The 26,907-nt window shown below is 69.8% G+C and carries 25 protein-coding genes; 12 read left to right on the forward strand and 13 right to left on the reverse strand.

The genetic code is table 11. The features are described from left to right. Positions 1-5: 5 nt before the first annotated feature. The 4 genes from ACFHWY_RS23940 to ACFHWY_RS23955 all read left to right on the forward strand — a co-directional run bounded on the left by ACFHWY_RS23940 (position 6) and on the right by ACFHWY_RS23955 (position 3,140). Entirely contained in the window at positions 6-344 is a 339-nt protein-coding gene (locus ACFHWY_RS23940) for a PadR family transcriptional regulator (RefSeq protein WP_416582499.1), read from the forward strand. Then, positions 341-1,159, forward strand: coding sequence for an ATP-binding cassette domain-containing protein (locus tag ACFHWY_RS23945; RefSeq protein ID WP_416582500.1), 819 nt, complete (start codon positions 341-343; stop codon positions 1,157-1,159). Before ACFHWY_RS23940 ends, ACFHWY_RS23945 begins: the two co-directional genes overlap by 4 nt. Then, the gene (locus tag ACFHWY_RS23950; protein WP_416582501.1) at positions 1,156-1,848 is read left to right on the forward strand and encodes an ABC transporter permease; all 693 of its coding nucleotides are present in this window, start codon (positions 1,156-1,158) and stop codon (positions 1,846-1,848) included. Before ACFHWY_RS23945 ends, ACFHWY_RS23950 begins: the two co-directional genes overlap by 4 nt. 122 nt (positions 1,849-1,970) lie before the next feature. After that, positions 1,971-3,140, forward strand: a complete 1,170-nt coding sequence (locus ACFHWY_RS23955; protein WP_416582522.1) for a hypothetical protein — start codon at positions 1,971-1,973, stop codon at positions 3,138-3,140. Between the two features lie 100 nt (positions 3,141-3,240). Here the strand turns inward: ACFHWY_RS23955 and ACFHWY_RS23960 are convergent, their stop codons facing one another. Then, the gene (locus ACFHWY_RS23960; protein WP_416582502.1) at positions 3,241-4,290 is read right to left on the reverse strand and encodes an NAD-dependent epimerase/dehydratase family protein; all 1,050 of its coding nucleotides are present in this window, start codon (positions 4,288-4,290) and stop codon (positions 3,241-3,243) included. Between the two features lie 206 nt (positions 4,291-4,496). On the opposite strand from ACFHWY_RS23960, the gene ACFHWY_RS23965 reads away from it, so the two are divergent. From ACFHWY_RS23965 to ACFHWY_RS23975, 3 genes are all read left to right on the forward strand, one after another. Continuing rightward, positions 4,497-4,907 carry a hypothetical protein gene (locus ACFHWY_RS23965; protein WP_416582503.1) on the forward strand — a complete coding sequence of 137 codons (411 nt, stop codon included), beginning with the start codon at positions 4,497-4,499 and terminating at the stop codon, positions 4,905-4,907. Positions 4,908-4,922: 15 nt separating this feature from the next. Continuing rightward, positions 4,923-5,873, forward strand: coding sequence for an FAD-dependent oxidoreductase (locus ACFHWY_RS23970; protein WP_416582504.1), 951 nt, complete (start codon positions 4,923-4,925; stop codon positions 5,871-5,873). A gap of 747 nt (positions 5,874-6,620) precedes the next feature. After that, positions 6,621-7,103, forward strand: coding sequence for an NUDIX domain-containing protein (locus tag ACFHWY_RS23975; protein WP_416582505.1), 483 nt, complete (start codon positions 6,621-6,623; stop codon positions 7,101-7,103). 53 nt (positions 7,104-7,156) lie between these two features. Here the strand turns inward: ACFHWY_RS23975 and ACFHWY_RS23980 are convergent, their stop codons facing one another. Both ACFHWY_RS23980 and ACFHWY_RS23985 read right to left on the reverse strand, forming a co-directional pair. Continuing rightward, a complete protein-coding gene (locus ACFHWY_RS23980) occupies positions 7,157-8,371 on the reverse strand; it encodes an acyl-CoA dehydrogenase family protein (protein WP_416582506.1) in 1,215 nt (404 codons plus the stop codon). Next, a complete protein-coding gene (locus tag ACFHWY_RS23985; protein ID WP_416582507.1) occupies positions 8,368-9,153 on the reverse strand; it encodes a DapH/DapD/GlmU-related protein in 786 nt (261 codons plus the stop codon). Before ACFHWY_RS23985 ends, ACFHWY_RS23980 begins: the two co-directional genes overlap by 4 nt. Before the next feature lie 152 nt (positions 9,154-9,305). Here ACFHWY_RS23985 and ACFHWY_RS23990 point away from each other — a divergent pair, with 152 nt between their 5' ends. Further along, complete coding sequence (locus tag ACFHWY_RS23990; RefSeq protein WP_416582508.1) at positions 9,306-10,640, forward strand: helix-turn-helix domain-containing protein; 1,335 nt, start codon at positions 9,306-9,308, stop codon at positions 10,638-10,640. Positions 10,641-10,763: 123 nt separating this feature from the next. On the opposite strand, the gene ACFHWY_RS23995 is transcribed toward ACFHWY_RS23990, so the two are convergent. The 10 genes from ACFHWY_RS23995 to fxlM all read right to left on the reverse strand — a co-directional run bounded on the left by ACFHWY_RS23995 (position 10,764) and on the right by fxlM (position 23,798). After that, positions 10,764-11,789: an ATP-dependent DNA ligase gene (locus tag ACFHWY_RS23995; RefSeq protein ID WP_416582509.1), complete on the reverse strand. Its 1,026-nt coding sequence runs from the start codon at positions 11,787-11,789 to the stop codon at positions 10,764-10,766. Positions 11,790-12,831: 1,042 nt separating this feature from the next. Next, complete coding sequence (locus ACFHWY_RS24000) at positions 12,832-13,782, reverse strand: phosphotransferase family protein (protein ID WP_416582510.1); 951 nt, start codon at positions 13,780-13,782, stop codon at positions 12,832-12,834. Between the two features lie 193 nt (positions 13,783-13,975). Further along, positions 13,976-14,443, reverse strand: a complete 468-nt coding sequence (locus ACFHWY_RS24005; protein ID WP_416582511.1) for a winged helix-turn-helix domain-containing protein — start codon at positions 14,441-14,443, stop codon at positions 13,976-13,978. Positions 14,444-14,527: 84 nt separating this feature from the next. After that, a complete protein-coding gene (locus ACFHWY_RS24010) occupies positions 14,528-15,295 on the reverse strand; it encodes a hypothetical protein (RefSeq protein WP_416582512.1) in 768 nt (255 codons plus the stop codon). A gap of 628 nt (positions 15,296-15,923) precedes the next feature. Continuing rightward, the gene (locus tag ACFHWY_RS24015) at positions 15,924-17,048 is read right to left on the reverse strand and encodes a hypothetical protein (RefSeq protein ID WP_416582513.1); all 1,125 of its coding nucleotides are present in this window, start codon (positions 17,046-17,048) and stop codon (positions 15,924-15,926) included. Positions 17,049-17,053: 5 nt separating this feature from the next. Further along, entirely contained in the window at positions 17,054-17,920 is an 867-nt protein-coding gene (locus ACFHWY_RS24020) for a thiopeptide-type bacteriocin biosynthesis protein (protein WP_416582514.1), read from the reverse strand. Positions 17,921-17,959: 39 nt separating this feature from the next. After that, on the reverse strand, positions 17,960-19,189 hold the full coding sequence (locus ACFHWY_RS24025; protein ID WP_416582515.1) for a lanthionine synthetase C family protein: 1,230 nt from the start codon (positions 19,187-19,189) through the stop codon (positions 17,960-17,962). Beyond that, a complete protein-coding gene (locus tag ACFHWY_RS24030; RefSeq protein ID WP_416582516.1) occupies positions 19,186-22,134 on the reverse strand; it encodes a lantibiotic dehydratase in 2,949 nt (982 codons plus the stop codon). The genes ACFHWY_RS24025 and ACFHWY_RS24030 overlap by 4 nt, the downstream gene beginning before the upstream one ends. Positions 22,135-22,327: 193 nt before the next feature. Then, positions 22,328-22,522, reverse strand: coding sequence for an FxLD family lanthipeptide (locus ACFHWY_RS24035; RefSeq protein ID WP_416582523.1), 195 nt, complete (start codon positions 22,520-22,522; stop codon positions 22,328-22,330). 70 nt (positions 22,523-22,592) lie between these two features. Next, entirely contained in the window at positions 22,593-23,798 is a 1,206-nt protein-coding gene (gene fxlM, locus ACFHWY_RS24040; RefSeq protein WP_416582517.1) for a methyltransferase, FxLD system, read from the reverse strand. Positions 23,799-24,168: 370 nt separating this feature from the next. Between fxlM and ACFHWY_RS24045 the strand changes: the two genes are divergently transcribed. From ACFHWY_RS24045 to ACFHWY_RS24060, 4 genes are all read left to right on the forward strand, one after another. Further along, positions 24,169-24,759, forward strand: coding sequence for a hypothetical protein (locus tag ACFHWY_RS24045; protein WP_416582518.1), 591 nt, complete (start codon positions 24,169-24,171; stop codon positions 24,757-24,759). Continuing rightward, the gene (locus tag ACFHWY_RS24050; RefSeq protein ID WP_416582519.1) at positions 24,756-25,316 is read left to right on the forward strand and encodes a hypothetical protein; all 561 of its coding nucleotides are present in this window, start codon (positions 24,756-24,758) and stop codon (positions 25,314-25,316) included. Before ACFHWY_RS24045 ends, ACFHWY_RS24050 begins: the two co-directional genes overlap by 4 nt. Before the next feature lie 26 nt (positions 25,317-25,342). Beyond that, positions 25,343-26,200, forward strand: a complete 858-nt coding sequence (gene ribD, locus ACFHWY_RS24055; RefSeq protein WP_416582524.1) for a bifunctional diaminohydroxyphosphoribosylaminopyrimidine deaminase/5-amino-6-(5-phosphoribosylamino)uracil reductase RibD — start codon at positions 25,343-25,345, stop codon at positions 26,198-26,200. Positions 26,201-26,368: 168 nt separating this feature from the next. After that, the coding region (locus tag ACFHWY_RS24060; RefSeq protein WP_416582520.1) for a phosphotransferase at positions 26,369-26,907 on the forward strand (539 nt) is incomplete at its 3' end.

Raw genomic sequence — 26,907 nt, forward strand, 5'->3', positions numbered from 1 at the left:
GCCGGGTGGATTCCGACCGTCGAGGGCAGTGGCTACGCGGGGTGCTCGACCTCTGCGTGCTCGCCCTGCTGCGCGACGGTGAGTCCTACGGCTACCAGCTCGCCCAGTCGCTCGACGACGCGGGCGTCGGGCCGATCCAGGGCGGCACGCTCTACCCGGTGCTGCTGCGGCTGCAACGTACCGGGCTGGTCACCGCGCAGTGGCGGGAGGGCGGGGCTGGCCCGGCCCGCAAGTACTACCGGCTCACCGACGACGGGCAGGCGGCGCTGCGGCACGGCGGCAACGCCTGGTTGGCGTTCGTGGCTCCGGTGACCGGCATCGTCACGAAGGGGGTCGAGGGATGAATGCCGACGACTGGCTGCGGGCGTTCGCGGCCGAGCTGCACCAGCGCCGGGTGGCGGTCGACGCCGCCCGGCACGTGGTCGCCGAGGCCGCCACGCACCTGCGGGACGGCGGGGGCGATCCGTGGCTGGTCTTCGGCCCGCCGCAGACGTACGCGGCCGCGATCGTGGAGAGCATCGGCACCACGCCCGGCCCACGCACCGGCCCGGTCCGGCTGCACGCCCGGAACATCACCAAACGGTACGGGCGACGCACGGTGCTGCGCGACGCGTCGCTGAGCGTTCGGGCCGGGCAGATCGCCGCGGTGGTCGGCGCGAACGGCTGCGGCAAGAGCACCTTCCTGCGGATCTGCGCCGGGCTGATCTCCCCAGACGGCGGCGAGGTGACCGTCTCCGGCCGGCTCGGCTTCTGCCCACAGCACGGCGGCACGGCCGACTTCCTGCTGCCCGACGAGCATTTCGTGCTGGTGGGCGCCGGTCAGGGCGTGGCACGGGGCCCGGCCCGGCGGGCCGGCCGGACGGCAGCCCGGCAACTCGGCTGGGACGCGGAGGGCGACGTGCTCGCCCGGCACCTCTCCGGCGGTACGCGGCAGAAGCTGAACCTCACCATGTCCACCCTCGCCGAGCCGGACGTGCTGCTGCTCGACGAGCCGTACCAAGGCTTCGACCAGGGCAGCTACGTCAATCTCTGGGACCAGTTGCTCCGGTTGCGCGACGAGGGACGGGCCATCGTCGTGGTGACCCACCTGCTCAACCAACTGGACCGGGTCGACGTGGTGCTCGACCTGACCCCCGCCCTGCAGGGAGGCCGACCGTGAACCGACTGTTCACCGTGGCCGAGATGACGCTGCGGGAGCTGGCGCGCCGCCGGGGCGTACTCCTGCTCCTGCTGTTGATGCCGTTGACCTTCTGGCTGATCCGTCGGGACGCCTACGTCGGGCAGTCCGTCCGGGCGTTGCTGCTCGGCATCAGCTGGGCGGTCAGCACCGCCGCGCTCTTCGCCACCAGCGCCGCCCGCGAGTTGGAACCCCGGCTCCGGCTCGCCGGCTACCGGCCGCACCACCTCTACATCGGCCGGATGCTCGGCCTGTGGGCGCTCGGGTTGGCGATCTCGGTGCCGTTCTTCCTGCTCACCGTCTTCGACGCGGCCAACCTGCGGTACGCCGGGATCGCCGTGGCGATGCTCTGCTGCGTGGCGGTGGCCGCACCGTTCGGCATGCTGATCGGCGCTCTGCTGCCCCGGGAGTTGGAGGGCACCCTGCTGCTGCTCACCGTGGTGACGATGCAGATGCTGCTCGATCCGGCCGACGCCGGGGCGAAGCTGACCCCGTTCTGGTCCAGCCGGGAGATCGCCACCTGGGCGGTGGACCACACCGACAACGGTTACCTGACCCGGGGTTTCCTGCACGGGCTGGAGGTCACCGTGCTGCTGATCGTGGCGGTGGCGGCGGTGTTCGCCGTCCGGTTGCGCCGCCGACGACACCTGCACCACGTACCACTCTCCTAGAAGGGCTCGCGCCGGCGACCCGCGCCCCCGGTCCCGGTCGAGTTCTCCGGGGACTTTGACACAGGGCCTAGCATCACGGAGTGCGTCTGAGACTCTCCACCGCTGTGGTCGCGCTCGGCGTCATGGTCGCCGTGGCCGCCTGCGGCCCGCCGGCGCCGCGCGCTGATCCGCGCAGCGCCCAGCCGCCGGTGACCGACGCCGCCTCGCCGACAGGGGCCGGCCAGGAGCCGCTCGGGCAGGCCACCCCGCCGGCCCGTGCCGGCCTGGGTACGCCCGCTGCCAGCGCCAGCCCGAGCCCGTCCGCAAGCCGGCAGGTGGTACGGGACACCGGCAATCCGACTGGTCGGGTCTCTGTGCCGGCGGCGGCCCAGGCCGTCGACACGTCGAAGCCGACCCGCACCATCGGCAACGGTTCCCCGGCCAGTTGCACCTCCGCCGCCGTGGTCCGGGCGGTTGCCGCCGGTGGGATCATCACCTTCGACTGCGGCCCCGATCCGTTGACCATCCGGATGGCGGCGACCGCCAAGGTGCGCAACGCCAACGGCCCGAAGGTGGTGCTCGACGGCGGTGGCCGGATCACCCTCAGCGGCCAGGGCAAGCGGCGAATTCTCTACATGAACACCTGCGACGCGTTGCAGGGCTGGACCACCTCGCACTGCAACGACCAGGACCACCCGCAGCTCACCGTGCAGAACCTCACCTTCGTCGACGGCGACGCCACCGGCCAGCACACCGAGGGCGGCGGCGGTGGGGCGATCTTCGTACGGGGCGGCCGGTTCAAGGTGGTCAACTCGCGCTTCGTCGACAACCGCTGCGACCGGACCGGACCGGACCTCGGCGGTGCCGCCATCCGGGTCCTCGACCAGCACGACGACCAGCCGGTGTACGTGGTCAACAGCACCTTCACCGGCGGCTCGTGCGCCAATGGCGGCGCGTTGAGCAGCATCGGTGTCTCCTGGGTGGTGCTCAACAGCGTGCTGCGGGACAACGAGGCGGTCGGCAACGGCGCCAACCCGGCCCGTTCCGGCACGCCGGGCGGCGGCAGCGGCGGCGCGATCTACTGCGACGGCGACACGTTCTCGGTACGCGTCGCCGGCACGGTCGTCGAGGACAACGACGCCAGGGAGGGCGGCGGAGCGCTCTTCTTCGTCAGCAACGACCGCACCGGCACCCTACGGATCGAGAACTCGACCCTGCGCCGCAACCCCAGCCACGGCTTCGAGACCTACCCCGGCATCTTCTACCTGGGCTCCGGCAAACCCACCTTCGCCGCCACCACCACCCCCCGCTGACCCGACATCCGGATGCCCTCCGGAGTGGTTGACCAAGAGGTTCGCGTCACCGGCGGCACCAATTCCCGCCCGAAAGCGCTTGGTCAACAGGGCGGCGAGTTCAGTTGGGGTTGCTCACCCCGGCGGGAAGGCCCGGCGTGGCGGACATGGGTGGGCTGGGCGTGTGGGCACGCTCGGCCACACCGGCGAAGAGTTCCCGCAGCGCGGTGACCGAGTCGACGCGCGGCTGCCAACCCAGCTCGGTGGTGGCCCGTTCGCTGGACATCAGCGGCGCGTTCAGCGCCAACTCCACCCAGCCCGCATCGACCGGTTGCAGCCGGGCCCGCCAGGTGAGGGCTGCGGCGGCACGCAGCACCGGGGCGGCCACCGGCACCGTCCAGCCGTGAAAGTGCCGGGCCACCAGCTCCGGGGTCAGCACCGGGTCCGTGGCCAGGTTGAAGGCGCCACGGGCGTCACCCAGGATCGCCCGGGCGTACGCGTCGGCCACGTCATCGGCGTGCACCGCCTGCATCCGCAGCCGCCGGTTCGTCGGCACCAGCGGCAGCCGGCCGAACCGCAGCAGCCGCACCGGCGCCAGCGGTCCCAGAAAATAGCGGGTGATCTCGGTGCCGGCGTCCCGCTGGAAAACCAGCCCAGGGCGCATCCGCACCAGCCGCAACGCCGGATGGCTCCGCTCGATCCCGTCGAGCGTCTCCTCCACCGCCGCCTTGTGCTGACTGTACGACGACCCGGGCACCCCGGTGGTCGGCCAGCTCTCGCTGATCGGCATGTCCTTCGGGCCGGGCGCGTACGTGCCGACCGACGAGGCGTACACCAGCGCGGGTACCCGGGCCCGCAGCACCGCGTCGATCACCGCCCGGCTACCCCCCACGTTGGTGCGGCGCAACACCCGCTGGTCGTGGCTGGGCTGGATCTGCCAGGCCAGGTGCACCACCACGGCAGCCCCGGCGAAGATCTCCACGAGGTGGTCCACCGCACCGGCCAACCCGATGTCGCAGGAGTGCCACCGCACCCCCTCGTACGGCACGCCGGCCCCCGCGTCCGGCAACCGTCGTGCCACCCCGACGATCTGGACGTCGCGCTCGCGCCTCAACCGGCGCAGCAGCGCGGTGCCGACGTTTCCGCTCGCCCCCACCACCACGATCCGCATGCCCGGTCCGTACCCGGTAAACCGCTCCCCAAGCGTGTTCTCCGACCACCGCCTGCGAAGAGTGGCGGCTCGCAGGCCCGGCGGCGGGGCCTACCGGGTGAGCAGTGCGCCGAGCAGGCAGGCGAAGGCGGTGATCGAGCTGACCGTCCGGACCAGGTTCCCACGACCAGCTCGCGAAGCGGAATCCCGACCGCGACCCGGAGTGGATGTACTACCTGACGCCGAACCACCTCGACTGCCAGGCCGGCTACGCGATGATCCTCGCCGGCCGACAGGTGGTGGCCGGTGGCAGGGGAACCGACGGGCGGGCCCTGCTCCGCAAGGGCGAGGCACTTCTGCGCACCGGGGCGTACGCCCGTCGGCCAGACGTCCCCTACCAGCGGCGCGCCCTCTACGAAGGTGCCTGGCTCGCGCTCGGCTACACCGCCCACGGCAAACTCGACGACGCCTGCGCCGTAATCCGGATGGCCCTGCCCCGGCTCGACCAGGTCCGTTCGCCTCGTAGTAGCGCCCTGCTCAGCACCCTTGCGCAGGAACTCTGCCGAAGGAAGCGGAACCAGGGCGTCGCCGACCTGCTCCCCGAGCTTGAGAACGCGCTCGCTCGCCAACCAGCCTGACACTACGGTCAACCGATGAGCCGCACCGATCTCGACGCCTTGGTGATCGGTGCCGGCGTCACCGGCCTCACCACCGCTATCTGCCTCGCCAAAGCCGGACTGCGGGTCACGATCTGGGCAGCTGAGCCATCGCACCGGACCACGTCGTACGCCGCCGGGGCCATGTGGGGCCCGTACCTCGTCGAACCCGTCGACCGGGTGCGGGTGTGGAGCGCCCAGACACTGGAGGTCCTGCGGCAGCTCGCTACCGACCCGGCGACCGGGGTGCGGCTCGTCTCTGGAGTTGAGGCATCCCGAGAGCCCGTTGAACCGCCAGAATGGGGCGATCAGCTCGACGGATTCCGGATGTGCGAGCCGAGCGAACTGCCGAGCGGCTTCGCTACCGGGTGGCGGTACACCGCCCCGCTGGTCGACATGCCGGTCTACCTCGGCTACCTGCGCGGGCGGCTGAAGGCAGCCGGCGGCGAGATCGCGATCCGCCGGATCAACTCACTCGACGAGGCCGTTTCCGTTGCGCCCCTTGTCGTCAACTGCGCCGGGATGGGCGCCAGAGACCTCGTACCCGACCCCGACCTCACACCGATCCGTGGGCAGCTCGTCGTGGTGGAAAATCCTGGCGTCACCGAGTTCTTCTCCGAAGACACCGGGCTCTCATCGGACCTGCTGCACTTCTATCCCCAGGGTAAGGCTCTCGTGCTCGGCGGTACCGCCCAACCCGGCGAGTGGAACCGAGAACCAGATCCAGGGATCGCTGCGGCGATCGTCGCCCGCTGCGCCGAGGTCGAGCCACGCCTCCGTGATGCCCGGGTCGTCGAGCATCGGGTCGGACTACGTCCTACCCGGCCGTACGTACGGGTCGAGGAAGAGCAGCTCGATGGCGCACGGGTAATCCACAACTACGGCCACGGCGGGGCCGGCCTTACGCTTGCTTGGGGCTGCGCCTTCGAGGTCGCACGTCCAACCTGACCGTCTGGGCGCATACTTCGTGATCTTCCTGCGACACCGGGCATGAGGTCTCGGCGTACCGGCGGCGGACCATCATCGCGGCGGCGGCGTGGCACGCGGTGGCGATGAGGATGAAAGTGCCACCGACGAGGATTCCGGCGACGCTGGCCGGCGGTGGAGCGTCCGGTGTACATCGAGGTTTTCACCTGGGGTTTCGGATCATCCAGCGGGCCCCGCCGGGGCGGGTTCACTCCCGCCGTCATTGTCGCTCCTGCGACCGCGGGTGGACCTCAACCCGGAGACAGGTGATCGGGTAACCTGAGGGCCCTACGGGCCGTTAGCTCAATGGCAGAGCTGAGGACTTTTAATCCTCATGCGGCCCTGTTAATGAACGTAAAGCATTTCGTCCGGATTCTCGGCTCGTAATCCAGGAAGTGGCCGCCGAGTATCGGCAGGTCAGCGTGGTCGTTGCCCAATGTGTTCGTCGAGCCGGCAGGTACCTCGGCATGGAATCCAGATTTTCGGCATAGAATCCGCCCGGGGTCGCTGGCATCCGAGCACCCACGGAACACCCACGACCCGCCGGCTGCTCCGGTGATGGGCCCCACGGCCTGCTCACATCCAACGTTTCGCTTCCTCGGCGATCTGCCGGTCGGCGTTAACGTTGATCGCTTGGTGGCGCGGCTCGTCGGACCACGTCGTCGCGTCGACCGTCCGAGACCGCCAGAGGTGACGTGCCGGGGTCGCTGGCGCGGGTAGCCTGCGGAGGTGAGCACACCATCCGGCGACTACACCGCAACGCTTCCCCGCAAGCGAATGGGCGCGGCAGTTCTGTTCACCGACGCTGCCGGGCGGGCATTGCTGGTCGAGCCCGTCTATAAGGACTACTGGGAGATCGTCGGCGGGTGCGTTGACGCGGACGAGTCCCCTCGGCAGGCGGCGGTCCGCGAGGTGAAGGAGGAGCTGGGCAAGTCGATCGTGCCCGGCCGGCTGTTGGTGACCGACTGGGTGCCGCCCCGGCCGGGCCGCACCGAGGGCGTGATGTTCGTCTACGACGGCGGCTCTCTCGGTGAGGTGGGCACGGCCGACATCCACCTGCCGCCGGACGAGCTGATCAGTTGGGCCTGGTGCGCCGAGGAGCAGATTCGGGAGCGGATGTCGGAGCTGCTGGCACGCCGGGTCGTCGCTGCGCTGCGGGCTAAGTCCGAGGGCACGATGTTCGACCTAGAGAACGGCTTCCACACGCGCTGACATGCGTAGGCGGTGCGCTCCTCGGTGAGGAGGGAGCGCACCGCCTCTGGTGTTCAGGCCGCCTTGCCGTGGCGGTCGGCAGCCGCGATGCCGGGCGAGACCGGCATCGCAGGGGCGACTGGGTCGGTCAGGAGGCTTGCGCCGCCGGACCGGTAGAGGCTGTCGTGGATGCCGTCGGCGTACAGTAGCCCGGTCAGGTCGGCGCGGGCCTTGGCGACCGGGTGTGCCCGCTGGAACCCGGCCGCGCCGATCAACGGCGCGAGGTCCGCCACGGCGCGCACGGCCGAATCGACGCCGGCCGCCTTGCCGACCCGTGCGGCGAAGTCGGCGTGCGGGTGCGCGTCGGTGGCCAGGCGGCTGATGGTGAGCGCCGCCAGCAGCGCGGCGGTGATCTCGGCGTGGGTACGGCCGAGGACCACCAGGGCGTTGTCCCGCACCCGGGGCAGCACCCCGACCCGGGTCTTGGCGGCCAGGGCGTCGGTGACCAGGGTGTGCACCCCGGCGGCGGTGCCCAGCGCCGTCGCGGTGATCAGCGGCCGGAATCTGGCGAAGTGGCGCCGGAACACCCCGAGGCCATCACCGGTGCGGCCGACAAGGTCGGTCGCCGGGTCGACGGGCAGTTCGTGCAGGCGCAGCACGCCCCACGACCAGCCGCCCAGCCCGAACGGCTCGATCACCTCCCGTTCCAGCGTCGGCTGGTCGGCGTCGACGGCGGCCGCGCTGATCCGGACGTCCGGGTCGCGGAAGAACACCACGAACCCGGCCGACTCCGTCAGCCGCGACACCCAGCACTTCTCGCCGGTGAGCCGCCACGTCCCGTCACGGCGAACCGTCGCGCGGGCGGTGATCTCCTGGATACGCGAGCCGCCGTGCCGCTCGGTCGCGGCGATCCCGACCAGTTCCCCAGCGGAAAGCCGCGCGCCCCAGTGGGTGCCGGCCTGCGGGGTTCCTTCGGCCAGGATCATCGCCCCGTGCCCGGGACCGGTGGCATCGCGTAAGTCCAGATCGTGGAACCCGGCGGTGAACTGGGCCAGGGTCTGCCAGAGCAGTCCCGCCCGCCCGGTCGGGGCGCGGTGTCCCCGGTCGGCGAGCTCGTGGCGCAGGCCGAGCAGCCACCGTGACCAGGCGGCCGCATCCTGTGGGGCCGGAGCGGTCGCGCACAGTCCGCCGAAGGCATCGGCCAGCCGGTGCAGGTCCCGCCAACCGGTGTCGTCGATCTCGGGCACACTGGTGCGCAGCGGGTCAAGCCACGTCATCGCGCTGGTCACAGGTTCACCTCCCCGTGCCGGGTGGCGGGCACGCCGTAGACGATGGCGCGGGCCCGCACGTCCTTGGTGACGACCGATCCGGCGCCGACCAGGGCGTGCTCGCCGATCGTGACGCCGGCGAGGATGACCGCACCGGAGCCGACCTTGCAGCCGTAGGCGAACCTCGGCGGCAGCAGCGGCTGCTCGTTGTCCGGGGCACGCCAGATCAGCTCCTTGTCGTTGATGGTGCGCACCCCGGCGCCGATGAACGCCCGGTCGGCGACCACGGTGTCGGCGGTCAGGTGCGAGCCGGGCGAGCAGCGCACCCCGTCACCGATGGCACAGCCGCGCTCGACGGTGAGGTTCGCCGCGAGCTGGCTGCCGGTGCCGACCCTGACGTTGGTGCGCAGCAGCGTGTGGTGGCCGATGGTGGTGTCGTCGCCGACGCTGGCCCCGGCGTAGACGGTCGCCCCGGCGCGCAGCACCGCCCCGATGCCGATCGTGGTGGGTACGCCCGCGCCCTGGTAGACGCGGCGCAGGGCGTAGCCGTACTCCGGCTCGCCCACCGTCACGCGGTGCCCGATGCGGGTGTCGCGGCCGACCGTGGTGCCGCCGTGCACGACCGTGAACGCGCCGACCGCCAGCCGGTCGCCGAGCGCGATCGGTCGGATGGTTCCCAGCATGTCGGCGGGGAGGAACACCGCGCTGGGGTGGATCTGGCAGCCGTCGCCGAGTTCCAGCAGTCCGGCATGCACGAGGTCGGTGACGGTGGTCGGGGTGTCCGGTGCGGTCAGGTGCATCATCGCGGGACTCCTTGTCTCCCTGGGTGGATGTATCCAGCACACCGGCGTACGCGGCCGGATCGAAGACGTCGCCGAGCATGGCGCAACCTGCTTGCACAACCCGCAAACATCGGTCACGCTCAAATTCCTGCCACCGTGGATGGAGGTGCCGGATGAGCACCTGGACCGCGTGGACCACGATGCCGGCCGTCGCGCAGGCGGCCAGCAGCGGCGACTACGGCACCGTGCTGCGCACCGCGCGAGTAGCGGCCGGGCTGAACCTGGAAGAGGCCGCCGCGTTGGCCGGGTTCTCCGCCTCGACGCTGAGTCGGATGGAGACTAAGCGCAACCGCCACTGGGACGTGCGTGAGCTTCGCCGCCTCGCCGAGGTGTTCGCCATCCCGGCGTACCTGTTCGGGCTGTCACGATCGACCTTCGACACCAGCACGGATAGCCTGAGCACAGGTGTCGATGAGGATGGTGACCCGATGCGCCGACGCGACCTGATCGCGACGACCGCCGCCGCGATGACCGGGGCCATGGTCCTGCCTCTGAACCAGCCTGCGACCGCGCAGGGCCTGGCGGACACCGTCGAAGACGTGCTGTTCGAGCGGGTCAGCGTTACGCCGATTCCGGGCAATCAGCTGGCCGCGCAGCTGGCCGCCGCCCGCGCCGACTTCCGGGCCACCCGCTACACCCAGCTCGCCCGCCGCCTGCCTCGGCTGCTCGCCCAGGCCATCGCCGGCCGCGACGCCGCCGCCGTCGACGAGGCGCCTCTGGCGGCCAGCCGCCTAGCCCAAGCCTACAACGTTGCCACCCAACTGCTGATCAAGCTGCACGACAACGGCATGGCCTGGGCCACCGCCGACCGGGCGGTGCAGGCCGCCCGTGGCGGCGACGACCCGATGGCGCTGGCCGACGCGCGCAGGCTGGCCGCGACCGTCATGCGCCGCACCCAGCACCGCGACGGCGCGCAAAAGCTGATGCTCGATGCCGCCCGAGCGTTGCAGGCCGACACCGGCCTGCCCGACGCCGCCCACAGCGCCCTGTACGGGCAACTGCTGGCTGCGGCCTCGTACACCGCCGCGATGCGCGACGACCGCGACGGCGCCTGGACCCTGCTCGGCGAGGCCGAAGACGCCGCCCGCCGGGCCAGCGGCATCAAGGACGACCGGTTCAACATGCTCGACCTCGCCGTCTACAAGATCAGCGTGTCGCGGGTCCTCGGCGACTACGGCACCGCCGTCGACTACGCGCGGCTGGTCGACCCGGCCCGGATCATCTCGCCGGAGCGCCGCGCCCGGTACTGGGAGGACACCGCCCTGGCGCTGCACGGCCGCGGTCGCCCGCAGGCCACGTTCCAGGCGCTGCTTGCCGCCGAGCGCGACACCCCACAGGAGGTCCGGTTCCGGCCCTGGGCGCAGCAGCTCACCGCCGACCTGCTCTCCCGCAACAGTCACAGCCTCCCAAGTGTGCGCGAATTCGCCGGCCGCGTCGGGGTGCTCTGATCCGCCTCACACCACACGGGTGTCCGCTCGGTGCCCCGTCGGGGGTTGTCTTTCTTCCACTGCTCGGCGGCGTTGTCGCAGATCATCGCCGTCTGCACGATGGGCGTCCAGGTAGGCGGGCGGTCACGCATCGCCGAAGTAGCCTTCCTCCTCCCCGAGCAGCAACGGCACGTCATACACCGACAGGTGCGGCATAGCGCGGACGTAGCGCACCCGGTGCCGCCACCGCTGGTGTTCAAACGCCACATCAGCCACGATCTCCACCACGGCGGTGGGCTCGACCTGCACGTACCGCAGCGGCTCTGGCTGATCAAGCTGGCCCGACCACGTCGGGGGCAGCGGCACCGGCCACGGATGCACGACCGCCCCTCCGCTGCGTTGCAGCGGACGCAGTGGCGACAGCAGCCCGCCCAACTCCGCCTGCTGCCTGCCGTCGAGGGGATGAGTGCGGCCGGTATAGCGCAGACGGCCCATCCGGTCATACCGACCGAGGAGCACCGTGGCCGGCCGGCGGATGTTACCGGTCACCCCGCCGACGATCGCCTCCGTGGTGATCCGGGTCCGGTACTTCCACCAGCCGCGCCGGCCCGGCTCGTACCGCCCGTCCAAATGCTTGCTGACCACGCCCTCGATACCCGTTGCCACGGTCCAGTGGGTCAGCCACTCCGACACCTGTCCCATGTCGGTGGCCTGTGGGGTGACGGTGAGCTGGGGCGGCGCTTCGGCAAGCAGTTGCTCCAGCCGGGCCCGCCGCTGCGACAGCGGCAGGTCCAGGATCACCCGACCGTCGTCGGCGAGTAGGTCGAACAGCACGTAATGCGCCGGACACTGCCGGGTCAGGCGTAGAAGGCCCCGGCCTGCGGTGACTCGCCGCTGCAACTGCGCGAAGTTGGTCCGCCCGCGCTCCCACACGATCAACTCACCGTCCAACACGACGCCCGGCGGGACGGCCGCCCGCACGAGGCGGGCAATATCTGGGAAGTAGGTGCTCAGGTTCCGGCCGGCACGGCTCTGGATGTGCACCCGGTCGGCCTCGCGGAAGACGATCGCCCTCCACCCGTCCCACTTCGGCTCGTGGACAAGGCCCGGGCCTTCGGGCACCTGATCGGCGGGCGCGGCGAGCATCGGCGCGACCGGCCGGCGCAGCACAGGGCCTCCGTCGCCCCGGCCTCGCGTCGAACCGGATTCACCGCCCCCGCCAGCCCTGAGCGCCCCTCACCTGCACCATCGTGGGGGAGGAGACACCCGGCACAGGCGAAGATCCACAACAACAAATCGCCGCGCGTGTGTGCCCGCCTATGTCGGGAGCATGTCGGCCGGCATCACCTGTGATACGGCGAGCGGGCGGCGGTAGCGTGAGGGCCTACGACGTGTGAAGCCGCCGGCACCACCACTGATCTAGCAGATACCCAAACCACAATGCGGCCGAACTGCTCAGCTCGTCGAGTGGCGAGCGAAGGTAACAGCGGGCGACTCGATGCACAAATGGTCAGCAGTCGCAGCGCACGCTCACCTGCGCAATCGACGGCGCATGAGTCACGGCGACGCCACGAGGTGTGTCGACGGCGCACTCGCCTTCCGGGCATATGTGTGCTGCCGGCCAACCGCCGTTGCCCGCCAGACGCAGGTCTTGGCTGGCGCTGTCGCCGACGATTAGACAGACTTGCTGCCCGTCCTTGGGCGTAGTGATCGCCTGACTGCCGCAGCAAACCCGGGCTCTGCCTTCGTTACCCCGACCTCACCAGAGATCATGACCCGGTCGAGAAGCGCCTCCAGCCCGGTGACTGCGATCTTCATGCGCTGCTGAGCGGGTAGACCGTTGGTCGCCACCCATAGCCTGTGCTTCCGCCCGAGCAGCTCCAAGCCGCACTCGACGCCCGGCAACAGCCGGACGGCGCGACGACGGCACGCTCGGAAGGCACGGGCCACCTTGATCGCCTGACCCGGGTCGCCGCGCAGCGATTCGATGATCCTCCCCCAGACCTGGATCGCGTGAAGGTCCAGCGAATCCGCCACTGCCGCGGGCAGCCCGGAGCCTGTCATCGGCAGCCAGAGAGCTTCCCACCCGCTGACGGCGGTAAGTGGCCCGGTGTGGCGGTGGGATGCCGCGACCACATCTTGCGGATATGCGACAAAGCCTGATCCACCAGTTTGGAATCGGCGGCCAGGTGCCGAGTCTTGAGGGTGGAGGTCAGGCGTAGGGGTTGGCGCTGCTGTAGAACATCTCTACGCGCTCGTGCTGGGCGGTGAACTCATCGCGGCGGCGGTCGCGCTGTTTCCACAGGATCGCTAGCCAGCGCAGGGCGCAGGTGCGTTGGTTCGCGGCGAACTGGCGTCGGTTGGTGTCGGTGACGCCGAGGTCGGGCAGCAGTTGGGTCCAGATGCTGTCTGGGACCGCGCGGCCGGAGATGTGCTCGATGAGGTCGGCGGCGTCGAAGGCAACGTTGCTGAACCCGGCGTACTCGAAGTCGACGCAGGCGGCCATGCCGTCGTTGGTCATCATCCAGTTGAGCAGGTTCGCATCACCGCGGGACAGTACCGGTGTGGCTGGCGCCGTGACCAGGTCCGCGTCTCCGCTGCGCTGCCAGAGCGCCAGCAGGCGCTGCATGTCGGGGGTGAGTGGGTCGTCGGGCTGGTCGGCCAGCAGCTCCGGCCACGCCTGCGTCAGTCGGATCATGTAGTGCTCGCCTGTGTCGATCCGGGGAAGTTCGGCCAGCAGTCCGCTCAGGGGCACGGCCTGCAGCTGCGTGGTGGTGTGCGCAAGGGCGCGCAGAGTGGAAAGCTGGTCCTCGGCCTTCATCAGCGGCTGGCCGTGGAGCCGGGTCATGCCGATCGCGGGCTCGATCGGTGTCTCGTCGAGCCACAACGGGGCGGGGACGGTGCCGAGGCTGTGTGGGGCGAGCAGGGTCAGGGCCGTCCATTCCCTCTGCACGCGCTGCCGGTCGGTCTTGACGTACAGCTTGATCACCACGTCGTCGTTGTGCGGGGATGTCCACAGGTAGAGGTCGTTTTGCATGCCTCCCGCGAGGGGGCGCAGACCTAGCGCCGACGGCGCGGCGTCGCGATCGTCGTCGGCACCGGCGCGCACGCGGCGGAGCTCGGCGAGCAGGTCGGCGGGAATGTCGATGAGCGGCACAGGCATGGATCTTCGGCTCCAGGTCGATGGAACGAAACGGACTGTAGGGGACCGACGGTAGTGGCCGGGCTCTGGCCCGGGGCACACGACGCGGCCAGGGCGTCACGAGGTGGTGGACAAGCCGACGGCGGTGCCTTCGGTGGGCGCAGCGTTTGACCGGCCTCGTCTTCGAAGACCAGCCACGCCTGCCGCTGCGCCGCTACCGTTTTCCCGCCGGCCACGTCTCCCGCCGCCACGAGATGATCGCGGCCTCGTCCCGCTCGACCGCACGATGCGCGGAGACCTGCACCGACCAACCCAACCGGTACATGATGTTCGCCGTCCCGCGCAGCGTGTACCGGGTGCGGAACATCCGAGCGATCAGATCCGACACCCGCGCCAGGGTCCACCGCTGATCACTACCGAACCCGTGCGCCGCCGGACCCTGCTCCAGGGCGTCGGCCAGCCGCCGCAACCGGCCCTCATCCAGCCGACACCGAGACCCACCAGGCCCCTTCGAAGCCAGAGCCTGCTCACCACCGGCCCGCCACCGCTTACGCCAGCCATACACCGCGGTCTGCGACACCCGCAGCCGACGCGCGACCTCCGGCACCGACACACCCTCGGCGAACCACCCCGCCGCCTCCCGCCGTACCACCTCACGCTTCGCCCGCCCCCGCGCGGACAACCCACCTCCATCGGGATACCTCATCCCACCGATCTACCCCAGCCCCAAGCCGTCACACAGACCACATCGGACGAACCTGACCATTCAAGATCTGTATCTGGCGCTCGGTTCAGGCTCAGCATCCGGCCATCCTCGCGCCTGCCCGAGCGGTAGCCCCTTCCGGCTCTCCCACATCTCGACGTAGCCAAAGAGTTGCTCGGTCGCCGTGGTCATCGCCTCCAGCAACTCCAACCAGAGCTTCCCGGGGATTACGTCGGGCCGGAGCGGAACGCCAGAGCTGATCTGGTCGCCGGTAATCTGCCATGTGGCGCGGAGATGATTGAGAGAGAGGTGCACCCAGCCTGACGTTTCTTTGTAGACCGGCGGAAGCCACGGGTGATGCGGCGCCGCAAGCTCGATCAGGCGCGCGTCGGTCAGCGGCTTCCCGTCGGCATCCTTCATCCTGCGGAACTCGGTCCCCTTTAGCATCGCTGTGACCACGTCGTCGGCCAACGGAACATGCGCCACGTAGCAAGCCCGCACGAGGGTGTCGAGTTGCATCCGGAGTAATGGAGCCGCCGCCGCCAAGTTGTAACCGTCAACGCAGTCAACGACCGCTTCCACCAGGCCGTAGCTCCGCTGCATCATCGACATAACCAAGAGATCCGGCAGGTAAACTTTACCGCCGTCGACCTCAAGCACGCGGCGCACTAGGTCGAGATGGTGAACGCGCAACCGATCGAGATGCGCACGCGGCGCGCGTAGCTCCGGGAAGCGATGGGCGGCGGTACCAGCAAAGATCGGTCGCGGCTTTCGCGCCGGCCGGAACGCGGGCAACACTTCATCACCGCCGCTCTCAGCTTCGTTCGTCACGCGTTCGTTATTCGGACGTGAGGCCATTCGGGCATCCCAGTTTCGGCAGGGGCTACACGCGACGCCACCGACAGCGGTGTCGACACCCGATGCTCGTTGCTGACCCGAGTCGACCGGCACTCGCATGCCACTCTCATTGGCGTACCTGCTGTCGATGCGAGTCACACCAATATCGGCAACCCGCGGCACGGTAGCCTAACAAAGAACTACTGGGCCAGGCGCCTCAGCGCTATCCCCGTCGGAACCGGCCGCCGGAGCTGGTCAGATGTGGACCGGAGCGCGCGTGTCGTCGCCCAGGGCGTGTCGACCTTCGCAGGCGGCCCCGGTGACTCGGAGCGTCTCGGCAGGCTGATAGCCGGGTGGGATGTCGGACGAGTGGTGGAAGGTGATGTGCCCGGCGGCCGTGGCCAGCAGCCGAGGTAGCAGTGGCCGAGTGGCGAGCGGTTGAACAGGAACAGGACGTGGTGGGTCACTACGGCGCGCAGGTCGCGGGTCAGTGCGCCGTTCCGGTCGAGGAACCCGAGGTCTTTGTCTGCTTGCTCATGGACCCTCCGCTATTCGGGGGCGGCGCGTAATGGGTTGTGCGTCGTGTCGTCGGTGGCGGTGACCAGGCGCTGCACGGCGGCGATCAGCCCGGGGCTTGGTGCGGGTGGATGGGGTTGGTGTCGGGGGAAGTGCTGGTGAGGGTGTCTTCGGCGGTGTCGAGCGCGTGGGCGAGTTCGGTGAGCAGGGGTGTCGGGATGGTGCCGGTGTCGAGTCCGCAGGCGGTGACGACGTCCGTGAGCTGCGCGGCCTGGCGTGGTGTGAGGAGGCTGCGGCAGGCGGGGTGGGTGAGGAGGTCTCGGGCTGTGTATCCGTCCCCAGCGGCCCGCTTGATGAGGTCAGTGGCGATGGGTTGTGCTGCTGGCTGGTGGATGCTGCCGAGGGCGTCGATGAGGGAGAGCCCGAGGCGGGTGTGGAACACGGCTAGGCCCTCTGCGGCGGGGTTCAGTGCTTGGTAGGCGCGCACGGCCTGGTCGCGCTGCCTGCTACTGGTGGCGCCCTGCTGGCAGATCAGGACAAGGCGGCAGGTGACAGCGTGTTCCCAGGGTTCGCCGGGCTTGGTGTCGCGTAGCAGGGTCATTGCGTGGCTGTGCCTGCCGGCGAGAGTGTGGGCGATGACGGCGATCTGCCGGCCGTCGAGCATGCGGCGGCCGATGCCGTGGTGCCGGTGAAGTTGGTGGTAGGCGTCGTCCCATCGTCCGGCGACGGCTAGGGCGTGCGCGCCGCTGGAGAGCAGGACCGCCCACAGCCAGCGGCGGAGTTCTCGGTGTTCGCTGCGGTCGGGTGCCAGGCGGGAGGCGGGGACGGTGATGCCGTCGATGCTGGTGTCGGTGCGGTTGGTGACGGCCCGGTAGAGCTGTTGGAGGATTGTCCAGGCGCCGGTGCCGTCTGCGGCGCGGGTGCGCAGTCGCGCGAGGTTGATGATGGGCTCCAGGCTGTGGCTTGCGGTCCGGAAGTCCTGTGGAGGGTGAGCGAGCGCGGCGCGGGCCAGACGTGTTGACCATTGGCGGGCCAGGTTGGGTAGCCCGCAGTCGGAGGCCAGCAGCGCGGCGAGGTTGAACACGGCTGACGCGGCGGCGGCATCGTGATCTCGGGACGCGGCGGCAGCGCGGCGGCTGATGTCGGCGACGCGTTCGGGGAGCGGGGTGCAGCAGGGTCGGGGCCGGGCGACGAGGGGGAATCTTCGGGCTTGCGCTGTGGTGGCGTCCATATCAGCTACCGGCTTCCGTAGCTGTCGGCGGTGTGCGGCAGGGGTTTCGGGTCGTGGGCTGGGTGGTTGGGGTCGGGGCCGAAGATGGCGGTGGCGGCGTTGGTGGCAAGGATGGCTTGGGTGGTGGAGGACAGGCCGAGCCTGTTCATCGCGAAGATGATGTGGTGTGCCATGACGTCGCGTAGCCCGCGATGGAGGCGACCTGCGGCGGCGAGGTGAGCCAGGTCGTGGCCGGCGGCGGCGTACGCTGCGGCCCAGCCGGCAGTGGCGGCCCTGGGCGTACCTGGCGTGGTGACGGTGGTGAGGTCGGTGCCCATCAGCTTTCGAAGGGCGGCGTGCAGTGCCGGGATGGTGTTGGGGTCGGGTGCGTCAGGTGGTGGTCGGTGGTCGGCGACCCTGTGCCAGACGTCGCCTTGTTCGTACCAGTCCAGGCCGGCGGCGCGTAGCAGCGTGCTGGTGAGCAGGATCGCGAGTTCTCGCCGGCGCCGGGCGGTGGGGTCTGCTGCGGTAGTGGCGAGGTAGTCCAGGACGTGTCGGCTGTCGGCGTGCCACAGCCGGTGCGCCACGGTCATCGCCGGGGTGCCACCGAAGGCGCGGGTTTCCGGCTCGTACACGACTTCGACCGCTGTGGCGATGAGCTGGTCGCGTTCGAGTGTGTGTAAGCGGTCGAGCAGGTGGATTCGCGCCTGCATTGTGGCGGGGAGGTAGCGCAGCCGCCATTGGGGTGTCTTGCGGATGAAGAACCAGGCGGTGATGAGCTTCTCGGCCTCCGCCTTGGTGAGCATGGGCGCCAGGTGAGCGACGGCGATGTCGTCGGCCTGGGCCGGGTTGGATAGTTCGATGGTGATCTGAAGCCAGGGTGGGGGTATCACGGCTGTCCCTGTCCTTGCATCGTGGGCGGGGGTGTGCGGTCAGGCCAGGAGGAGGACTGCGTCCCAGGCAGATGCGGGCGTGGCGCCGGTGCCGACAGCGTGCAGTGCGAGGGCGGCTCCGGCGGCTCCGTCCATGAGTTCGGGGTCGGTCATGTGTTGGGTCAGCTGGGTGGCGAGATGAGCTGCGAGGTCGGGCAGTTCGGCGGCCAGGGCGGGGCTGCGAGCGTCGACGGCCATGCGAAAGGCGGACTGGAGCAGGCCGGCTTTTCCGTGGCACAGGCCGATTCCGGGGAGCAGGGCCCGTTGAGTGGGATCGCGTAGTGCGGCGAGCATCGCGTTTTCCGCTGCTGTTTGGCGGGTGGGATCGTCGAGGGCGATGCCGGCCAGGTGTTGGGCGCGGGCGGTGCCGGCGATGCCGTAGCACCAGGAGGGTCGGGGGCGTTGGGGTGGTGTGAGGCGGCGGGCGTGGTCGATGGTGAGGTAGCCGGGCCACCAGGGACCCGTGCTGTCGTCTCGGCGCCATTCGTCGGTCCAGGCGCAGAGCCGGGCGAGTGCGTCGCGGATGCCGACGCCGGGAACGTCGTGCAGGACGGCGAGGGACAGCAGCGCGATGATCGCGCTGATGCCGTGGGCGACCCCGATGTTGCCGTGCCCGTGCGGGTAGTTCGGGTGGGGCTCGCCAGACAATCCCACGGGCAGCCACCACGGCGGCAACCCTTCGGGACTGGTGCGGCGGGGGAAAGGGTGGGTGAGGCGGACCAGGTAGCCGAGCACGTCGCGGGTGACGGGGTGGGCGGGGTGGCGGTGCAGGTGGTAGACGCCGAGTCCGGTTAGGCCGTGGATCAGGTCGAACTCGCGCATCAGTAGTGGTTCGCCGCGGTTGATGCGGGCGTGGGCGGTGGCCAGCCGGGTGCGGGTGAGCGCGATCGTGGTGTCGTCGATCGCGGACAGAGTGCGCCGGTACCGGGTGGTGCCGGCGGCGTGCAGGGCGAAGCCGAGGGCAGGCGCGCCGTGGAACAGGTTGGCGTTGCCGCCTGCGCTGATGGGCTGGGAGGCGGCGCGTTTCAGCCAGGTGTGGGCAGCAGCGTCGTCGCCGCGGCCGGCGCGGGCGCGTTCGATGTGCAGCAGGGCGATGCCGACCGCGCCGCCGGCGAGGGACTGTGGCCTGGCCCTCCTATTCAAGGACTCGCGTTGGATGGCCTGTGGGGCGGCCAGCGCCTCGGCGGTTGCCGTGGCCGCCGCCAGCGCGGCCGGGTGTGGTGTGGTCATGGGTGGCTCCGTGCGCGCGTGGTCCAGCTCAGCGCGGCGGCGCGGGCCAGGTGCAGGCAGATGCGTTCGCTGTCCGGGTCAGGTCCGATCATGCGGGTGTGGTGCAGATGCAGGAGATCGGGCAGCAGGCTGTCGGGGCCGTCCGGGAGGGTCCGCAGGGTGTCACGATAGGCGGACAGGGCTTGGCGGCGAAGGCCCCACCGAGCGCGGAGCTCTTCACCGCCCGACAGCTCTGCCAGGCCGGACTGGTCGGGGTTAGCCAACTGGACGGCACGCTGGTAGACCTCGCGGGGCGGAGCGGGCTGGTGCGGACGGATGTGGTCGATCAGCCACCGCAAACCCCCGACCGTGTCCCCGATGAAGGCGGTGGTGATGTCCACCAAGCTCGCAGCGGTCACCGCACGAGCGTCAGCTTCCTGGTGGCGGTCGCTGACGGTAAGTTGCGTGAGGGCAGCCGCCGAGTCGGCGGCGAACACCTCCTCGGCTGTGGTGGTGGCGGTGGGTCCGCCGAAGCGGGCCGTCTCCGGGTAGTCGGTGTCAACCTGCACCCGGGCGATCAGGCCAGCGCGGCGAAGGTGCTGCGCCCACTCGCCCACCAGACCATGGAAGGAATCGCCGGTGAGTCGCAGACGCAGGTGTGGGTCGGGGTCGCCGTAGCGGAGGAACCACCATCGAGCGTGGGGGCCGAGCCGGTTCAGAAGGGTCGGTAAGTGCCGGGTGAGGATGGCGGTCTGCCGGTCCGGGTGACCGTACAGCTTGAGGTAGAGGCGACCATCCGTGTCGGGGAGGTGCCCGTGCTCGCGGACGTTCACCACCGGTGTGGTGGCGAGCAGCCGCGGCGGGGGCGCCGGATCGCCCGTGGCCGCGAGGGGAATGACGACCTCGTGTGCATGGCCGCCGATCCACCCGGCGGCGTCCTGTGGCGGTGCGGCCCGCAGTAGCGCTGTCGCCCGGCGGTTCAGGTGGTCGCGGAGCAGCGCCTGGTGCGCGGGCTCGGCCAGGTCCAGGCTGATGCGCTGGTCGCCGTCACCGAGGTACACCGTCTGCGGGCAGGCGACCGCGTCACGCCACGAGGCCAGGGCCTGGCTCCACTTCCGCCATTTGATGTCGGAGTTGGGCAGGGTGCTGGCGGAAAGCAGCCAGCGCGCCGGCGACAGGATGGTCCGCCGGTAGCGCAGGGCGGGCAGGAACGGCAGACCGTTCGCGGCACCCCAATCGACGGCACTACACGGCACGGTGAAGGCGACGGGAGCTTCGGCGAGGAACCGCACGATCGGCAGGGTGTAGTGCGTCTGCTCGACAGCGTTGAGCACGACCGGCTCCACCACACAACGCCGGGACACCGACACCAGATACACGCGGTCGGCGTCGGCGGTGACCGCGATGTCGTCTACCGCAATCCGCCAGGAGGCGTTGTCGTGGTACTCCCCGAGCGTGATGGCGTGCGGCATCACCTGCGGGGCGCGGGCGACGTCCTCGGTGATCGTGTACGGGGTCACCGCCGACACCTGCGCGAGCAGCGCACCGCGAGTTGCCGTGGGCACCGCCGCGTACTGTCCGGCGATTCGCTGCCGGTCCGTTGGCCCGAGGATGTCGAGGAACCGGCCGGTGGTGGTGCCTGCGTTGCGGGACACGCCGACGACCGCGAGCCGGAACTCGCCCTCATCGAGGTCCTGAGCGGTGCGGGCCTGAACACTGACGGTCAGCTCCGTGCTGGGCTGCACCCCGGTGATCGAAACCCCTCCGGACAGGTTGCGGATCAAGGCATCGTCGAGCACGACCTCGCGCTGACGCCGTAGCGCCGCCCCCTGAGCCAGGGCCAGCAGCTTCCGATCCCGCTCGGTCAGGGCCACCGGTGGCGCGGGCGGGGCATCCTGGTAGCCGGCGGGGAACCCGAGGCCGACATCGGCGTCCACCACATCGCGGACCGGGACCAGCGCGCGCGGCCCGTAGCGTTCCAGGAAACGGCGGTGCCACGCCGCCCATCCCGCCCGTTCGACAGCGGCGAGGCGCACGAGTACGCCAGCGGCTGCCGCGGCCTCCACCGCGACAGCGTCGGGAAGCCGTAGGTCGACGTCCAGCCGCAGATCGACCGCCACCGGTGGCTCGTCTGCGGGATGCAGAGCAGCCATCGTCGTGGCAAGCCGGTCACGCTGCTGCCCGGTGGCCCCGCTCGGGGTCGCATCGTGTCGTGTGACTTGCTTGACCAGGGCGCGCAGCCCGTCGCGCATGGTCCGCGCCTGGACGAGTGCGTCGTGGCCAACGCTGTTGTCGTCGACGCCGGTCAACACCTGGTCGAGTCCCGTGATGACGGCGGACAGCGGGTCGGTGGACGTGGTCGGTGGCCGTAGCGCGGTCAGCAGGAGCCGCTGCGACACCATCTTCGCCAACAGCGCACGCACTGTGCTGGCGGCGACAGCATGATCGGTGGCGAGCTTGTCCGCCAGATCGTCCAGCCGGATCGGATCCCCAGCCGCAGCCAGCGCGGCACGCACCGGACCGGTAGCGCGCACATGCACCTGGGTGAGCGCCTCGCCCGGAGCCTGGTGGGGACGGTAACCCAGCACGATGCGGCCGTCGCGACAGGTCAGCAGGTTGTTGGCGCGAACGGTCAGGTACGGCCGAACCATCGGATCGGACTCGACGCGGTCGACCAGGACCGCCAACCACTGGGCACGCACCCGCGCCACCGCCCGGTGCCCGTCACCGACCCGGACCGCTGTGGTCGGCGCCAGGCGGGCGGCGGCGACCCCGGCGAACAGCCCGTATGGCGTTGCCCGCCCGCAGGCCCGCAGCAGGTATCGCAAGACCGACACCACCACTCGACGCGTCTCACGCTCACCCATCGTCCGGCCACCGCAGACCGCGCGAACGCGTTCGATGAGTACCGGGCTGGCCTGCTCCAGCGCGGCGGCGAACTCCGGCACCGCGAGGACCTGCCGCAACCACGGCCGCCACGACGCCGCACCGGCCCCCGACCCGGTCAGGTCCGGCCAACCGACAAACAAACGAACTGAAGGGCACACTGCGGCACGCACCACCACGGCGTCCAGATGCCGGTACACACGTCCTCCCTCACGGGTGGAGCGCCTGGCCGCACGGCACCAACCGCGCGACCAGACGCCCCTGGGCCTCGCCCTACTTCGGACAGGTCGTGCTACACGCCGACTGGCAGGTCTTGCCGCACCCGTCGTTGGTCATGTAAATCAGCTTGTCGACGCCCTCACCGGACTCGACGAACGTGACGTCCAGCTCCCAGTCATCCGGACCGAACTCGCCGGTCCGCCCGTCCACCGCAGGTGGTACCGGCGAGACAGTCCTCTCCTCCGTCATGATCGACACGACAGCCTCCTTCGAGGGGTTGTGGATACCTCCGGCGCCCCGGGCGAGGCGCCGGTAGCTGTCAGGGCCAGGACACCGCGACGACGCCGTGTCGCTTCGGCGCATACCACCCCGCAGGGGCGGCACCGACTGCGGTCGTGGGCAGGTACTCGATACGGGCGGCGCCGCGGCGGCGGTACTGCGTCGCCCAACGGCGCAGCAGCGCCACGTACCGCTCGGCGACCGCCTCAGCACGCGGCCCGTATGCGAAGACACCGCTCTCCCACCCGCCGGTGTCCTCGTTCTCGCGCTTCGTCCGGTAGGCGAAACTGCCACCCTCGACCAGCACCGCCGCCCCGTAGGTCACCGCCGGAGTGAAGACCCCTTGGTCCACGAGTTGCTGGCTGGCGAACAAGAACGGCACCTGCCGCGCGCTGGTCACCACGAACAACTCCAGCTCGTCAGGTAGGTCGAACGCCGCCCCGGACCACCGCTCGATCCGCGGCCCATGCATCGCCGCGCGCAGCGCCGGCACGTCGAAGCCCGGGTCCGGGCCGTCGAGGCGCAGCGTCGCCTCACCGTTGATGGGCACCAGCGTCTCGGCGAAGCTGCCCTCGCCCTGCATCGGCACGAACCCACCAAGGCAATAACTGTGGCTCACCAGCCCGGGCCCAGACCGATCGAACGCGATACACCGCGACAGCCCGGCGAACCGCAACGGCACGACGATCCGGCCTCGCTCCGACAGCTGCTCGATCCAAGCCGGCGGGATGTCCCACGCACCCACCGTGACGATGATCCGGTCATACGGCGCGTGCTCCGCCACGCCGTACTCGGCGTCGGCCTGTAACACCCGCACCCGCTCATAGCCGGCCGACCGCAGGCAGACACGGGCCCGCGCAGCGATCTCCGGGTCGATGTCCACCGACGTCACCGAACCCTCAGCACCGACGAGCTCCGCGATCAAGGCCGCGTTGTACCCACCCGACCCGATCTCCAGCACCCGCATCCCCGGCTCGATCTCGGCCTGCTCCAGCATCACCGCCTGAATGTGCGCCGCCGAGACGGAGCTGAGCGCCGTGCCATCCGGACCGGTCTTCGTCACCAACGGAGTGTTCGCCTCGTACACCACCTCCAGCTGCTCGCCCGGTGCGAACAGGTGACGGGGCACGACCGAGAACGCAGCGGCCACGGCCTCCGACGCGATGGTGTCCTCGCGCAACTCCGACACCATCGCCGCACGTAACACTGCGGGATCCTGGACACGCTGCTCGCTTGTGGTCGTCATGTGTTCCCACCTCAGCTACTTGATTGACTACCGCTGCGCGTCGAGCAGCGACGTTGCTCTCCGTGACGATGATCGGAGCATGGGAAGCTCCTTGCCGGAACCTCACCGAATACGCCTCACACGATCACCCATCGTGAACAGCAGGGGAATACCGACTTGCGGTCCGACTTCGCGGTGATCCGTGTCGCTACGAGGCGTGACAACGTCAGAGCTGGATGATCTAGACAACCGGTGGCATAGTCGGCAGGGGTCGGCATGCTGGGTAGAGGGGAAGTCAGTGCCTCGTCATCCGGACACCACGATCAGGCCGAACACCGCGCTCAGTGAGGCCCGGCGTCGCCTGTCCTCGCCGATGCGTCCTGGCCAGTGCATGTCCCGCAGTGAGCTGGCCGATGCGGTCAACGCGGCGCTCGACCGAATTTATGTGGGCCGTGACGTCACCGCCCATTACGTCGACTTCCGTTGGGTCGGCAAGCTAGAGCGTGGCGAGCATCGCTGGCCCAGCCAAGCGCGGCGAGCAGCGCTGCGTCAGGTACTTGGCGCCGCCACCGATGCCGATCTCGATCTCTACAGCCCTCGACGAAGCGATGGAACAGGCATCACCGTCGAGACGATCGAGGCCCGACCAGGCAGTTGGGACGAGACCATCCACCTGTTGCGCGAACAGTGGCATCTCCTGGTGCAGAACGACAAGATGTTCGGCCCCGAGTACGCGCTGATGGGCGTCACCAGACAACTGACGACGATCGAGGACCTTCCCAACGAGGTGCCCCAGGCGCTACGCCCCGCCGTCATCCGCCTCGCCGCCCAATACGCCGAATCCGCCGCCTGGCTGCACCAATCCCTCAACGACCACGCCGCAGGCCACCGCCGGACACGACAGGCTCTCGCCTGGGCAGGCCAGATCGCTGACCCCACCATGACCGCCTGGGCCCCTACCGCAGCAGCCAACAATGGTTGACCAGCGGACACCCCGCCCAGGCCGTCGAGCAGGCCGAAGCGGCGCTACTCTACGACCAGAAGCTCCCCGCCCCGATGCGGGCGGCGCTGCGTGTCCAGCACGCGCACTCCCTCGCCACCACAGGCGAGCACCGCGCGGCGCTGCGCCTGCTGGACGCCGCGCATCGCTGGGCAGCGGACCGCCACCCTGGAAAGCCAGAGGGCGAGCACGGCTCCTACTGCACCAGCGGCTACATCGAAGTGCACCGCGGGACATGTCTTCGACTGGCGCAGCGGCCACAGGAGGCCATCGGCGTCATCGACGAAGCGCTTCCTACGATTCCGCGGCGGCATCGCCAGGACTTCGCCTCCGCCCTGCTGAACAAGGCAATGGCCCATGCCGCAGCGAACCAACCCGAGCAGGCTGCGACGACGGCACACCACGCCTTGCCGATCGCGCGCCGGGCGGGATCACGACGACTCCTGCATCAACTCGCGCACCTCGGCACCGCAGTCAACGTGCACCAGCAACTACCAGAGGTCCGCGCCTTCCTAGATGACCTCAAGAAGGACACCTGATGGCATCCGACGCCGAGTTGGCCGCGATGCGGCAAGCGATCACACTATCGTCGTTCGGCTTGGGCACCACGAGCCCAAACCCGCCCGTCGGCTGCGTCATCCTCGATCGCCACGGTGACGTTGTCGGCGCCGGCTATCACCGGCGCAAAGGAGAAGCCCACGCCGAAGTGAACGCGCTCAGCACAGCGGGCGCCGCAGCGCGAGGCGGCACCGCCGTCGTCACACTCGAACCCTGCAACCACATCGGCGTCACCCCGGCCTGCCGCCAGGAACTCATCAACGCCGGCATCACCCGAGTCGTCATCAGCGTCCTCGACCCGACCTCCCGAGGCGACGGCGGCGCCGCCATGCTCACCGCCCACGGCATTGACGTCGAGACCAACGTGATCCCCGACGAGACCCTCACCGTCCTCGGCCCCTGGCTCGCCGCCACCCGCCGCCGCCGTCCCTACCTGATCTGGACCTACGCCTTCGACACACAGGACAGCCAGCTCGTCAACGAGCAACTGGCCGCGGATCTGCGAAGCAGGACAGACCTCGTGCTCAGCGACAAGACAATCGAGGAGGGCGTCCCCGGCGGTCACGCGCCCGAACACTTCACGCTGCCCGACGACCTAAGCACTGATCTCCGACCGTGGCTGTCAGCCTGCTACGCCACCGGCTCGCGAACCATCCTGGCCGTTGGAGCCCATCATGCCGGCGCACTCCACGACAACCTCGACTGCTTCGACGAGATCGTGATCGCCGTCAAGAGAACCCCACCGACGGGGGCCATCGCGCCAGCCACCGCAGACCTCACGCCGGCCGGTTTCGAGCTGGCTGATATCTCGCCCAGGAGCACAGATGTGCGTGTTCGCCTTCGCCGGCCCACGCCGTCTCCTTAACGAGTCGACACCGCACAGCCGGGTATGCGCTGATGCGTTGCTGCCGTAGCCGGGGTCGAGCGATCGCTGCCTGCCGTAGCTAGAACGCGTGAGTCTAGAACAGGCACGCCGAGGCTGGCAGGGGGCGTCATCGAGCTGGTTCGGCCGCGCCGAGGGGAGGATGGTCGGGTGCGTGCGGAAGAGGCGATCGACGTGGTGACGTCGGCAGCCACCGGAGCGGGCCTTTCGGCTCACGACGCCACGGTGGTGCGCGTCGGCGAGAACGGTGTGGTCCTGCTGCCGAGCGCTGGTGTGCTGGCGCGGGTGGTACCAAGGGCGGGCAAGGGCAGCAACCCCCGCCAAGAAATCGAGGTCGCTGTCTGGCTGGCCTCGCGACAGGTGCCTGTCGTTCACCCCGCGCGGCCGGAGCCAATCATCGTCGGGCAATACGTGGTGTCGCTGTGGGAGTACCTTCCCGATAGCCGGCCAGCCGACTTGGTTACTCTCGCCAGGTGCCTGCGTCGGGTACACGCTGTTGCCGTTCCGCCAGATCTTTTGCCCTACCTGTCGCCGTTGGACAATTTCGAAGAGCGGCTAGAGGCGGGCACCGGTCTCGATGTCCGCGACCGTATATTTCTTCGCCAGTTCCGTGATGATCTCTCGGTTCGGTGGGCAACGACGAAGTTCATGCTTGGTGAAGCGGTGCTGCACGGCGACGCGCATATGGA

The organism is Micromonospora sp. LOL_024, assembly GCF_048060415.1.
GTDB lineage: Bacteria > Actinomycetota > Actinomycetes > Mycobacteriales > Micromonosporaceae > Micromonospora.